Source organism: Marinomonas sp. S3726 (assembly GCF_000967665.1).
In the GTDB taxonomy this organism is placed as follows: domain Bacteria; phylum Pseudomonadota; class Gammaproteobacteria; order Pseudomonadales; family Marinomonadaceae; genus Marinomonas.
The window spans coordinates 394,590-407,173 of sequence record NZ_JXYC01000004.1; the positions used below are offsets into that span (position 1 = coordinate 394,590).

At 42.3% G+C, this 12,584-nt stretch carries 10 protein-coding genes; 7 read left to right on the plus strand and 3 right to left on the minus strand.

Translation table 11 applies throughout. From position 1 onward, the window contains the following. Positions 1-11: 11 nt before the first annotated feature. A complete protein-coding gene (locus tag TW85_RS02985; RefSeq protein WP_046015581.1) occupies positions 12-1,190 on the minus strand; it encodes an MFS transporter in 1,179 nt (392 codons plus the stop codon). Between the two features lie 293 nt (positions 1,191-1,483). Here TW85_RS02985 and TW85_RS02990 point away from each other — a divergent pair, with 293 nt between their 5' ends. The 5 genes from TW85_RS02990 to TW85_RS03010 are packed head-to-tail and all read left to right on the plus strand — an operon-like array spanning position 1,484 to position 7,428. Further along, a complete protein-coding gene (locus TW85_RS02990; protein ID WP_052701801.1) occupies positions 1,484-2,512 on the plus strand; it encodes an ABC transporter permease subunit in 1,029 nt (342 codons plus the stop codon). A gap of 1 nt (position 2,513) precedes the next feature. Continuing rightward, the gene (locus TW85_RS02995) at positions 2,514-3,560 is read left to right on the plus strand and encodes an ABC transporter permease subunit (RefSeq protein WP_157196878.1); all 1,047 of its coding nucleotides are present in this window, start codon (positions 2,514-2,516) and stop codon (positions 3,558-3,560) included. 22 nt (positions 3,561-3,582) lie between these two features. Continuing rightward, positions 3,583-5,400, plus strand: a complete 1,818-nt coding sequence (locus TW85_RS03000; protein WP_052701804.1) for an extracellular solute-binding protein — start codon at positions 3,583-3,585, stop codon at positions 5,398-5,400. Beyond that, on the plus strand, positions 5,400-6,458 hold the full coding sequence (locus TW85_RS03005; RefSeq protein WP_052701806.1) for an ABC transporter ATP-binding protein: 1,059 nt from the start codon (positions 5,400-5,402) through the stop codon (positions 6,456-6,458). Before TW85_RS03000 ends, TW85_RS03005 begins: the two co-directional genes overlap by 1 nt. After that, the gene (locus TW85_RS03010; RefSeq protein ID WP_046015582.1) at positions 6,451-7,428 is read left to right on the plus strand and encodes an oligopeptide/dipeptide ABC transporter ATP-binding protein; all 978 of its coding nucleotides are present in this window, start codon (positions 6,451-6,453) and stop codon (positions 7,426-7,428) included. Before TW85_RS03005 ends, TW85_RS03010 begins: the two co-directional genes overlap by 8 nt. Before the next feature lie 110 nt (positions 7,429-7,538). On the opposite strand, the gene TW85_RS03015 is transcribed toward TW85_RS03010, so the two are convergent. Together TW85_RS03015 and TW85_RS03020 are read right to left on the minus strand one after the other, a co-directional pair. After that, positions 7,539-8,360, minus strand: a complete 822-nt coding sequence (locus tag TW85_RS03015; protein ID WP_046015583.1) for a hypothetical protein — start codon at positions 8,358-8,360, stop codon at positions 7,539-7,541. Between the two features lie 365 nt (positions 8,361-8,725). Next, on the minus strand, positions 8,726-10,498 hold the full coding sequence (locus tag TW85_RS03020; protein WP_046015584.1) for a GGDEF domain-containing protein: 1,773 nt from the start codon (positions 10,496-10,498) through the stop codon (positions 8,726-8,728). 241 nt (positions 10,499-10,739) lie between these two features. Here TW85_RS03020 and TW85_RS03025 point away from each other — a divergent pair, with 241 nt between their 5' ends. Both TW85_RS03025 and TW85_RS03030 read left to right on the plus strand, forming a co-directional pair. Beyond that, positions 10,740-11,120 (plus strand): hypothetical protein, encoded by a 381-nt coding sequence (locus TW85_RS03025; RefSeq protein WP_046015585.1) that lies wholly within the window; start codon positions 10,740-10,742, stop codon positions 11,118-11,120. 49 nt (positions 11,121-11,169) lie between these two features. Beyond that, the gene (locus tag TW85_RS03030; RefSeq protein WP_046015586.1) at positions 11,170-12,570 is read left to right on the plus strand and encodes an MFS transporter; all 1,401 of its coding nucleotides are present in this window, start codon (positions 11,170-11,172) and stop codon (positions 12,568-12,570) included. The last annotated feature ends 14 nt before the right edge of the window (positions 12,571-12,584 follow it).

Genomic DNA, 12,584 nt, shown 5'->3' on the forward strand with positions numbered 1-12,584 from the left:
AACCTATTGGTTTAGGCAAGTGCATTTTGTTGCTTGCTTTTATTAGTACTGAAAAATACACAGGCCATGGCTATGATCACAGCTGGGATCATCAGCATATTTAGCATCTCCCAACCTAGGGCACTTTGCCAATAACCTGCCAACATGCTGGCGATTGCGGCAAAGGCAAATACTAAGAAGTCGTTTAAACCTTGAACCTTAGCCTTGTCACTTGGTTGGTAGGTTTTACTTAGCAAGTTGGTGGCACCAATAAAGGTAAAGTTCCAACCGACACCTAACATCACTAGGGCAAAGAAGAAGTGCCAATAGGTGATGCCGAACTGGTTGAGTATCAAGGCCGCTAACAAGAACAAGCAACCTGCTTGAATCACCCTAGTCGTGCCAAAACGGGCAATCAGTTTGCCGGTAAAGAGAGAAGGGACGAACATGCCTAACACATGCCATTGGATAACACTGGCGGTGCTACCAAAATCAAAGCCACAACCCTGCATGGCGAGTGGTGTGGCTGTCATCACTAAGACCATGACCCCATAACCGATAACGCCTGCAACCACGGCAGCGATTAAATCTGGCTGGCTTAAAAGCTCTATATAAGATCTTGGCGTGCCAGATTGCTCTTCTAAGGTTGGTTTTTTCAACGGCAATAAAGCGACCAAGATAGTGGTGCTGATATAAAGGATAATTAACGCAGCAAAAGCGCCAATGTATTGGGTATCAGGTACTAAAAACTCCGCCCAAACAGCAAGGTTCGGGCCTAAAAAGGCAGCGAGAATACCCCCTGCCATGATTAAACTGATGGCTTGCGGGGCTTTGCCTTCAGGGCAGTTATCTATCGCTGCAAAGCGATACTGCTGCCCCACACCTATGGCCACCCCAAGCAAAAAAGTTGAGCTTGAGAAAAGCGCGAAATGATTGATGGAAAGTGAGTAGTAAGCGAGGAATGCACCAGCAACGCCAATTAGGTTACCGATTAAAAATACACGCTTACGGCCAAGATGACGCATCAGTAAAGCAGCAGGTAAGGTAACTCCCATTAAGCCAAGGAATTGAAGAGCAATGGGTAAGGTGGCCAAACCAAGATTTGGACTGAGTTTATGGCCAATCAGGGCCGTCACTGAGACCAATAAAATGTTTCCCGTAATTAATAGGGCCTGACCTAAGGCTAATCCCCAAACACTGATCCCCAACATACACCCATCCTTTTATGTGACTTTTACATAAGCTTATTACTATGAGTTATCATCATAATGCAAAAGCTCTCTTGTTAGGGAAAAGTTTCGATGAAAAAAATGCAATTAAACCAGCGCCAGATTCAGTTTGATGAGACGATTTAACCCTGCTTGCTACACCATTTTTATTTTACTTCCTATTATTTAGAGGATATCTCTTATTCGGTGTTTTCTTTACTCTGATAGCGCTTCGTTATCCCGGCTGAATGAGGTAAGTTAGGAGTAAGATAAACTTTAAGTCTTTGTTATGAGGTATGTATTTGCAGGCTTATTTCTTTCGTCGTTTGTTGCTCATCATTCCGACTTTTATCGGCGTGACGCTTTTGGTCTTTGCCATGACACGTTTTGTGCCTGGCGGCCCAGTGGAGCGTATGATTGCGCAAATGCAGCAGCAAACTCAAGATGGTGGCCGTGCGGTTAATTCTCAAATCTCTCAAACCCTGTCACAAGATCAAATCGATGAACTGAATGCTTTTTATGGGTTAGATAAACCTGTTATAGAGGCGTATTGGGACTGGCTAAATCGCTTAGTCCGTTTAGATCTTGGCGAATCCAGTCGCTATTATGAACCCGTGTGGGACATGATAGTCGAACGTCTCCCCATCTCTTTATTTTATGGATTCTGGACCTTTATTATCAGCTATTTGGTTTCCATTCCTTTAGGGGTATTAAAGGCCCTGAAGCATGGTGGCAAGATGGATAATGTCAGCTCTGTGATGATATTCACGGGCTATGCCTTACCTAACTATGTTGTTGCGGTTCTCTTAATAAGTATCTTCTCTTTTCAGCTCGAATGGCTGCCTATGGGGGGCTTTGTTGGGGATGATTTTGATTATTTAGATTTCTGGGACAAGGTTTGGAATATCACTCAACATGCTGTTTTGCCAATGATTTGTTATGTCATAGGGGATTTCGCCATTCTTACCATGACAATGAAAAACAGCCTGTTAGAAAATCTAGCGGCGGATTATGTGAAAACAGCCATGGCAAAAGGCTTGTCATTTAAACAGGCGGTGACACGACATGCCTTTCGCAACAGTGTCATCCCGATCGCGAGCCATTTAGGCAATGTGGTGTCTGTGTTTGTAGCAGGCTCTTTTTTGATTGAGGTGGTATTCGATATCGACGGCATTGGCTTGCTAGGTTATGACGCTCTGATGGAAAGAGATTACCCCGTGGTGATGGGGATCTTAGCTGTGTCTTCTATCTTGTTAATGTTGGGGAATATCTTGTCAGATTTATGTGTGGCATTGGTTGATCCTAGAGTGAAGTTTGGAGCCTAAGGTGTTTAGTATTAATCCGCTCACTCAAAAAAAGCTAATGCGCTTTCGTCAGATAAAGCGCAGTTACTATTCTTTTATTATTCTCTCCTTATTGATTCTACTGTCTTGTATTGCAGAAGTTTTTGTTAACAGCAAAGCTCTGATGGTGAGCTATCAAGGCCAATGGTATTTCCCTACTTATACTGGTGTAAATACAGGGGAAGACTTTGGTTTAGATTACGCCTATGAGGTGGACTATCGTGTGTTAGCACAAACGTTTTCCGAAGAAGATCAAGGAAATTGGGTGCTGATGCCACCTGTGCCTTGGAATGCGTTCGAGCAAGACTTTGATGGCGTTAATTATCCGCCTAATCCTCCATCTTGGCAGGACAGTCATTATCTCGGTACCGATGTATTAGGGCGAGATGTGGTGGCACGTTTGGTTTATGGCTTTCGTATCGCCATTTGGTTTGCCCTATTAACCCTTACCCTGTGTTATAGCATAGGCGTCGTGATTGGCTGTTTAATGGGGTACATGGGTGGCAAGTTTGACCTCTTGATGCAGCGAGGCATAGAAATTTGGTCCATGGTGCCTTTCTTGTATGTCATTATGATTCTTGTCTCAATTATCCAACCCAGTTTCTTTCTCTTTGTTTTAATTAATGTAATGTTTGGTTGGATGGGCATTACTTGGTACATGCGTACGCTAACCTATAAGGAAAAAGCACGAGAATATGTGCAAGCTGCAAGAGCCCAAGGTGCAGGTTTGTGGCGTATTATTTTGAAACACATTTTACCCAATACTATGGTGATGATAGTGACTTTAGCCCCCTTTGGTGTGGTGGCTAATATTAGTGCTTTAACCGCATTGGATTATTTAGGCTTAGGTTTGATGCCTCCAACCCCTAGTTGGGGAGACTTACTACAGCAGGGGAAATCTAATATGGATGCCTATTGGATAGGCGCCTCTGTGGTCAGTGCCATTGTCTTGGTATTAACCATGGTGACCTTTATCGGAGAAGGGGTGAGAGAAGCCTTTGATCCTAAAAAATATACTCGTTATCGTTAATTTCTTGCTTAGGAATAAAGGTATGAAAACAATGACTTTTTTACGAGCTAGTCTGAAAACAGGCTTAGGTGTTTTACTTTTATCTAGCTTGGCTCAGGCGGCGGCTTTACCCACTAACCTTAATTGGACATCCGGCCCTGATGCACCGCTTTTCGCAGATAAGAATGCGAAACAAGGTGGCGTTTATAACTTGCGCTTAAGCACCTTCCCGCTGACTTTTCGTACTATAGGGCCTGACTCCAACGGATCCTTTCGGCCTTTCTTATTAGATGGCCAACCTGGCCTATTACAGATGCACCCGAATACACGGGAATATTTACCTTCACTGGCCACAGAATGGGCCTTTGATGATGACCAAAAGACGGTGTATTTCAAGCTAGATAAAACTGCCCGCTGGTCGGACGGCGCTGACATTAGCTCGGCTGATTTTGAGTTCTTATTTGAGTATATGCGCAGTGATAACGCCAAAGCGCCTTGGTATAAGGACTATTACACTAATAGCATCACAGGGATCACGGTTTATGACGAGGATACCTTTGCTCTGCATTCGGCTGATAGGTTGCCTCAAGATGATTTATTAGCACGTTTAGGGGCAACACCTAGACCCAAGCATTTTTACCCAGATGGTTTGCCAGAAAACTTTATTAAGCGCTATAACTGGAAAGCTGAACCTGTTACTGGACCTTATGTCTTAGGTAAGGTGAAAAAGGGTAAGTCTATTGAGTTTGTGAAGGTAAAAGACTGGTGGGGATATAACAACCCTTACTATCAAAACCGTTATAACGTAGACAGAGTGAGATTAAAGATCATTCGTGACCAAGATGTGTCCATGAAGCATTTTGAAAAAGGCAGCATTGATGCTGTTCCTATGTTGTTTCCTAGTATATGGCACAACCAAGCTAAAGGGCCGCTTTATGATAAAGGGTTTATTGAAAAATCTTGGCTGTTTAATAATACCCCTCAAGGTGCAACAGGTATTTGGCTTAACCTAGAAAACCCTTTGCTGAAAGATGCCAATGTGCGTAAAGGCCTTACTCATGCCATGAATGTGGATAAGATGATAGAGACGGCCTTATTTGGTGATTATGTTCACCTGCAAAGTTTTGGCTCAGGTAAAGGTGTTTATGATCACCCTAATATGCAGGCTAAGCTTTTTGACCCTAAGCTGGCGGCTGAATACTTTGCTCAAGCAGGTTATGACACCTTAGATCGTGATGGCATTAGGATAAATGCCCAAGGTGAGCGTCTTGTATTAGTGATGAACTACCAATCTAAAATTCACTCTGCAAGAACGACTGTATTAAGGGAAGAAGCTAAAAAAGCAGGATTAGACTTACAATTAAACCTAGCTGAAGGGGCGACAGGATTTAAAGCTGCCTTAGAGAAAAAGCACCAAGCTGTCTTTTTGGGAATGGGGGCAGGGATGAAACCTGTGTATTGGCAGTATTTTCACTCTGCTAATGCCAAGCCACAGACCAATAACTTTACTAACTATCAAGATTCAGAAATGGATAAGCTGATCGATGCCTACGATAGCGAATTTAATGTTGAGGAAAAAGCTAAGTTATCCCATCAGATTCAAGAAAAAATTATGGCGTGTGATTGTTTTATCCCTACCTACTCAGTGCCTTATACCCGTCTAGCTCATTGGCGTTATGTTCGCTTGCCTAACACTTTAGGGGTGGGGTTAAGTACGGCCTTAGCGGATGAGTCTGGCTTTGAATATGGTTTGTTTTGGCTGGATGAGGACATGAAAAAAGAGACGCTCAAAGCGAAAAAATCAGGGCAGAGCTTTCCTGTGGTTAACCGAGTTGAAAAACACGGGGCGGAATCCCTTTAATGAGCCATAGCCATGAGCACGCGTCATTAGATACAAAAAGGATGGAAGCAGAGCATATCCTTAGGGTAGAGAAACTGGCTGTCAGCTTTGAAACGGACTCTGGCCCCATCACTGTATTAGACGATGTGAGCTTTAGCGTAAAAAAAGGCCAAACATTAGGTTTAGTAGGCGAATCCGGCTGTGGTAAAAGTGTCACAGCTGCCAGCATTATGGGGCTCTTACCACAGCCTTATGGCAAGGTGATTGGCGGCGATATCTTATATCAAGGAAGCTCAATTACAGCCCTCAGTTTGCCAGAGAGTTATGCTTTGCGTGGTAATCGTATTTCTATGATTTTTCAAGAGCCTATGACAGCCTTGAATCCTGTGCATACGATTGGCAGACAACTGAGCGAAGTGTATGAGTTACACAAACCCGAGTTAAGTAAAAAGGCTCGTAAAGTAGCCGCCATTGCCATGCTAGATAAGGTGGGTATTGCTGAACCTGAGATACGTTTTGATCTTTATCCCCATCAATTATCGGGTGGTATGAGACAAAGGGTGATGATAGCAATGGCCTTGGCCTGCGAACCCGATATCCTGATTGCTGATGAGCCAACAACCGCACTGGATGTCACCATACAAGCTCAGATTCTTGAGCTCATGCGTGATTTACAAGCTGAAACGGGTATGGCGATTATCTTTATCACCCATGATCTTGGCGTGGTTGCTGAAATGTGCAATCAGGTTGTCGTTATGTATGCGGGCAATGTGGTGGAGCACACAGATGTCTTTAGCTTGTTTGAATCCCCAAGTCACCCCTATACCCAAGGGCTAATGCAGTCTATGCCTCGGCTAGATGCCTTGAGTAAAACTCAATTAAAAGCCATACCAGGCAATGTGCCTAGCTTGTCACACATGCCAAAGGGATGTCGTTTTAGTAATAGATGTGAATTTAGTACTGAGCAATGTGAGGTCTCAAAGCCAGAGTTAGAGGCTTATGACAACGCTGACTCAGGCTCACATTCAGAGACTCATTTAGTGCGTTGTTTTCATTTAGAGGATGTCAACAATGCCTGAAACCTTATTAGAAGTTCGTCATCTCAGTCAGCACATTAAGCTGTCAGATTCTTGGTTCTCAAAAGCCAGTTATCTATATGCGGTAGATGATGTCTCTTTCAGTTTAAAAGCGGGTGAAACCCTTGGGCTGGTGGGCGAATCTGGTTGTGGTAAAAGTACGCTAGCTCGTAGTCTACTGAAATTGATGGAGCCAAGTGCTGGCCGAATCATGTTTCAAGGGCAGGATATAACCCATTATACGTCGAAGCAAATGGTCTCATTACGTAAAGAAATGCAGATCATTTTCCAAGATCCTATGGATAGTTTAAATGGACGCCATACAGTGGGGAACATTTTACAAGAGCCTTTTGAGATTCACCAAATGGGCGATGCTAAACAAAGGCGGCAATGGGCCGAGGAGCTTCTAGTTAAAGTAGGGTTACCGGTTGAGGCGATGGAGAAATATCCCCATGAATTCTCAGGGGGGCAAAAACAAAGAATAGGAATCGCCAGAGCCATAGCGTTAAAACCTAAAGTGATTGTCTGTGATGAAGCGGTATCTGCTTTGGATATGTCGGTGCAAGCTCAAATCATGAACTTGTTATTAAGCTTGCAGCAAGAAATGCAATTGGCCCTTATTTTTATTGCCCATGATTTATCTGTGGTAAAGCATATCTCAGATAGAGTGGCGGTAATGTACCTAGGTAAAATTGTTGAGTTAACGAGCGCACAACGCCTTTATGAGGCACCCCTACATCCTTATAGTCAGGCTCTTATTTCTGCGATACCTGTTGCAGACCCCAGAAAACGTAAAGCACGACAAGTGCTACAAGGGGACGTACCTTCTGCCATTAACAGACCCCAAGGTTGCCACTTTTCTAGTCGTTGCCCTAAGGTCATGGATAGATGCAAAGAGCAGGCGCCACAACTTAAGGCATTAGCAAACGAAGCGCATTTAATTGCCTGCCACTTAGTGGATGAGCTTGACTAGGTTTCCTAGGTAAATCTTGGTTGAAAACAATCTGGGTGGAGCAAGCCTGTCGTAAAAGGAGTCTTTACAACAGGCAATATGTTGATTTGCTTGTTTTCTTAAGAGGGGAGTTAGGCTGATCTTCTAATATCAGAATGGTCTGCGCTGGCTTCTATTTCGCTTAATGATTGTTTGAATTCAGCTAAGAAGGAGTTAGGAAGAGGCTTGATACCATCTTTGGATAGTGTCGCCAGTTTATGAGGTTGGTGAGTGAAGATAATGTCTTTTTGATATTCTTTTGAGGTGAAACCCTTTTTGATATTGCGGTTGTGCTTATTAAGGATTTCTTTATATATGGTTGATTCAATTTCTTCTAATTCACTGGCGCTAATCATGATTCTTGATAAGCCTAAGCTGACGGGCGCATCTGAGTTAATTAGCTGCTTCTTCAAGGATTCTTCGATCCTTTTGTTCAGAGCTGAATCTGGGTGGAAGTTGTAAAAGCTTTGGCCTTTGAAGATGAACCTATTGCCTTCTTGGAGGTTGATAATGCCAAGAATTTCTAAGCTTCTTAAATAAGGGTAAACACTTAACTCATCTAAACCATATTCTTCGAGAAGTTGATCAAAATTATCTGACTTAAATCTTAGTTCACGATAGAAGTCATATAACTCTGGGTAGCGAATAAAAATCTCATCCTGGGTTTTGCTAAATAAGGTGAGTTTTGAATTCTCTAGCTCAAAAGCTAAATCATGCACTTCTTCTAAGCTGGTTTTTGCCGCTTGGCAATAGGTGAGTAGCCTTTCAAGTGCAATGTTAGGGTTATGTAAATGGCGCTTTAAGGTTGATAGTGGTGTATCTAGTTCTTTTGCTAGATTTGGGTAGGTTAAGCCGTTGCGCTTAATCTGAGTCCTTAGTGCCAATAATATGTATTCTGGATTTGCTGGTCGCATGATTCCTTCCTGTTTTTCGGTTTTACCTAGCTTAATATGTATGTATTTAAAAATCATTTACACAATATTTCAAATTCAAGCAGAATTAGCTTTTTTCCAAGCATCTCAGTTTACACACAATTTGGGACAAACTGCGACTATTTATTAGTAATAATGATATTCGTACTGTTTATGAAGAAATTTTTTAAAAATTGATCAAGTTATTTCTATGCTTGGAGTGGCTGTGGTAATGAGAGGGGTAAAAGTATTTTTTATGGGCGGACAGTCAGTCTGTATGGATCTTAAAGCAATGGCTGCCTCAAAAATTATAGTGAGGCGTATTCATAAATTAGTGTCTTCTTTGCTATGTGAATGTAACAGAGCATCTAACAGCATAAAGCCGCATTAGATGCTTGTTTTTTGTTCATATCAAATAATAGGCAGGTGTTTCCACCTTGTTTTTTCGCTGCTTTTTTGGCTTGGGCGGCAATTTCTGCGACCTGTAAATGATTCTGACACTGGTTTGGTAATAGGTGAACGACACCTATGGCGAGACTGAGTAAACTATGGAAGCGCATTTCCCCGTTACGGTCTAAGGCGTTCACTCCTCCGGCTTTTAACTGTGCATCGCTATAGTGCTGCTGAATGCCAAGGGAAAAATCGGCTAATACTTTTTCACATCTTGCTTGCCAACTGAGGTCGGAAAAAATGACCACAAAGTCATCGCCGCCAATGTGCGAGATAAAGTGCTGGGCTTGATTTACATGTTTTTCAATTAACTTGCCTACTAGCTTTATGACTTCATCCCCTGCGGCATAACCGCATACATCATTAAAAGGTTTGAAGTGATTTAAATCGAAGTAGGCTATGAAAAAATTTTGACCTGTTTGCATCCTCTCATCAATCTCACGGTTTAAGGGAACATTACCCGGTAATAAAGTGAGTGGATTAGAGTAAGTGGCATTTTGTATTTTTAATTCTGTGATCTGCTTTAGTAGGTCTTTTAAGCTCCCCATGCCTATGTATTGGCCCTGTTGCGTAATAATAATTTCATTATTCAAGCTGGTGGCATCTTGATTGGTTAGCTGTAACGACACGGTTGATAAACTGATATGGCTTTCTACAATGAGGGCGTCTTGAGTCAGCATTTGGCTCACATCTGTGTGTTCGTATAGTGCCCTGCCGTATGGTGTGGAAAATAACTCATGTAGCTGGCTACGGCGAATCACGCCAATAGGCTTGCTGTCTTTAAGGATAGGAATCGCCATAATCTCAGGTGATTGACTAAAAAGCTGGCTTGCTGTTTTTAATTCGTCTCCTGCTTTGAGTGTCGGCACTTTCTTAGAGAGAGACATAACACTGTCGCGCACATGTTTTTGAAAACGGCGACGGCTTAAGGTGACGTTTAAAATATCACTTTCAGTTTCCACAGGGTTAGGTGTTGGGCGGCCCAGCACATAGCCTTGGCCTTTTTTAACGCCAAGTTTAATAAGCTGATTAAGCTCTTCAGGGGTTTCTATCCCTTCGGCAATGATGTCGCAATTCAAACGATTGCCTATGGCAACCATGGCGCGAACAAATTCTTTTTTGACAGGGTCTTGATCGACATTCTGAATAAAATGTTTATCAATTTTGACTATCTCAGGTTGAATTTCTGACCAAAGCTGAAGGCCGGAATAACCCACTCCCAAGTCATCTATCGCGACTTTAAAGCCCATTTGTCGATAATGTTCTATGGTGGCATGGGAAAGGCCATTGTGTTCGAATTTATGTTGCTCAGAGAGCTCCATGACTATGTTATGTTGGGCTATGTTTAAGCGTTCTAAAATGGCAAGCGTCATGCCTTTTTGATGTTCAGGCGAACTCAATAAAGAAGCACTCACATTTAAGAAGAGTTTACCTGGTAGGGCAAGTTCGGCAAATCTGACAATGGCCTTCTCGCGACATAGTAGTTCCAACTGATGTAATTTATTGTTTTCTTCTGCTAGTTGGAAAAGCGTTAAAGGAGAGTGTAAATCAGACTCTTTAGGGCCTCTAGACAAGGCTTCGTGGCCATATAGTTCACCTGAATTTAGGTCATAAATAGGCTGAAAGTAAGCTGTTATTGATTCGTCAGCTAAGATTTTGAATAGCTGCTGTTGTACATCTAACTTTTGCATTCTAATCCTCATTGATGGCTGCAAACGCAGTTAGCCATGACATGGTTGAAGATTAGGTTAGTTTGATGACAATTAGATGACATTGTATAAACTTGTAGCTTTGTAATTGAGTTAACATAAAGAGGTAAATAGCGCATTTTTTGAATTACTTTAAGTCTTCATAAATGTGTTACTTTAGCCTGACTGAGCCTGTTGTCAGAGTGCTAACGGATTGATACAAACAAAATAAAAAAGGGTTGTTATGCTGCTAAGATATTTAAAACAATTGCCGACCGGTATTTTGATTCTGTGGTGTTATTTGATTTGGTATCTGGTTATCGCCGCATCTTATTTTGCTTGGGATATGAGGTTGTGGCTTAACTCTATGGGAATAGCGCTGATAGTGGGTACGGCTTTAATACTCGCGACAGGGCCTCTCAATCTTGACCGTATTAAAAATAACTTCTTTCAGGTAATGCGACTCGTACTTTGTCCATTTTTTGTTTCTAGCTTCTCAGCGCTTACTAAGGGTAAAGGGTTCTTCTTAGTCTTTTCACCCATAATGCAAGAAAACCTTATCGCTTTACTTGCCTGTTGTGTTTTTGTTGCACTCACCTTATTTGTTAAACGTCTTCACGGATAAAGGTTTTATATAAGTGCCCGTATAATTCGCACTTATGACAAGGAATGATATGACGGCCTCACAACTTCAAGACTTTTATGATACTCACGCTAAAGCAAGGTGGCTTGCTTTACTGAGTGTGTGCCTGGCTATTTTTGTCACATCCGTCAGTATGTCTGCTGCGAGTATTGCCATTCCTAGTATTGCTCGAGATTTGGATGCTAGTGCTCGTGCTGTGAGTTGGATGCCTACGAGTTTTCTGTGGGGGAATATTGTTTTGCTGCTTCCTGCTGGGCGTTTAGCTGACTTGGTGGGAAGAAAGCGCATGTATATCACAGGCGTAACTCTCTTTTCTCTTTTATCCCTATTTGTTTTTCTAGTACAGGATATTGCATCGCTTTTAACTTTAAGGGTGTTTCAAGGTTTTTCTGTTGCCTTAATTACTGCGACTTCCATGAGTATTATCGGGGCGGTATTTGCTAATTCCAATCGTGGCGCTGCGCTAGGTTTAACCTCGTCCTCTGTGTATTTAGGTTTGAGTTGTGGCCCAATTATTGGTGGCTGGCTAACGCAGGAGTTTGGTTGGCGTGCAGTGTTTTGGATGCCAACACCTGTCATGTTAATTGCTTTAATGCTGATTTTTAGCTTTGTAAAAGGCGAGTGGAAATCGGCACAGGTTGAGCGTCTTGATAAGCTAGGTAGCTTATTATTTGCCGCATGGGTGAGTGCCTTTTTTATTGGTATGTCCGATGTTGAGGATATGGCTCATCTTACTTCACTCGCTTTAGGATTCGTACTCTTATATGTATTTATAAAGCAGCAGGGGCGAGCTGAGTCGCCGCTTATTCGTATTAGTGCATTGCGTGCAAATCGTGTGTTTAGTCGCTCTATTCTGTCTAGTTTTTTAATGTATAGCGCTAACTTTCCAATTGTTTTCTTAATGAGTCTCTATCTGCAATATATTCATGAATTATCGCCCTTTGAAGCCGGGCAACTTGTCTTGATACAGACTTTTATCATGATGGTGTTAGCACCTATTTCTGGTCGTCTATCTGATAGATATGAACCTAGGTATTTAGCCACTTTGGGGTGTTTGAGTTTTGCCTTAGGGTTGGCTTTATTACTAAGGCTAGATATGGACACCTCTCTCACTTATGTGTTTGTGGGTTTGATCTTTTTAGGGATAGGTTTTGGTTTGTTTTCCTCTCCAAACAACAATGCCATTATCGGTTCTGCTTCTAAGGATAAGTTGAGTATCGCCTCTGCCTTAGTGGGCTTGTCACGTAATATGGGTAATCTCTTTAGTACAGGTGTCGTCATGATGTTGATGTCGATTATGCTAGGGAGTCAAAGTATAGGGCCTGATAATTTAGACCAGCTTTTATGGGTGGTGAGAGTTGTTATGGTGCTGACTTTAATCAGCGCACTTTGCGCCTGCTATTACTCCTTCACTCGTGGTCGAATCCATTAGATTTAGCGCCTTTA

What these genes read in the sequence shown, in the direction of transcription:
- TW85_RS02985 (WP_046015581.1), bottom strand. Translation starts at nt 1,190, where the DNA reads ATGTTGGGGATCAGTGTTTGGGGATTAGCCTTAGGTCAGGCCCTATTA.
- TW85_RS03010 (WP_046015582.1), top strand. Translation starts at nt 6,451, where the DNA reads ATGCCTGAAACCTTATTAGAAGTTCGTCATCTCAGTCAGCACATTAAG.
- TW85_RS03005 (WP_052701806.1), top strand. Translation starts at nt 5,400, where the DNA reads ATGAGCCATAGCCATGAGCACGCGTCATTAGATACAAAAAGGATGGAA.
- TW85_RS03020 (WP_046015584.1), bottom strand. Translation starts at nt 10,498, where the DNA reads ATGCAAAAGTTAGATGTACAACAGCAGCTATTCAAAATCTTAGCTGAC.
- TW85_RS03025 (WP_046015585.1), top strand. Translation starts at nt 10,740, where the DNA reads ATGCTGCTAAGATATTTAAAACAATTGCCGACCGGTATTTTGATTCTG.
- TW85_RS03030 (WP_046015586.1), top strand. Translation starts at nt 11,170, where the DNA reads ATGACGGCCTCACAACTTCAAGACTTTTATGATACTCACGCTAAAGCA.
- TW85_RS03000 (WP_052701804.1), top strand. Translation starts at nt 3,583, where the DNA reads ATGAAAACAATGACTTTTTTACGAGCTAGTCTGAAAACAGGCTTAGGT.
- TW85_RS03015 (WP_046015583.1), bottom strand. Translation starts at nt 8,360, where the DNA reads ATGCGACCAGCAAATCCAGAATACATATTATTGGCACTAAGGACTCAG.
- TW85_RS02990 (WP_052701801.1), top strand. Translation starts at nt 1,484, where the DNA reads ATGTATTTGCAGGCTTATTTCTTTCGTCGTTTGTTGCTCATCATTCCG.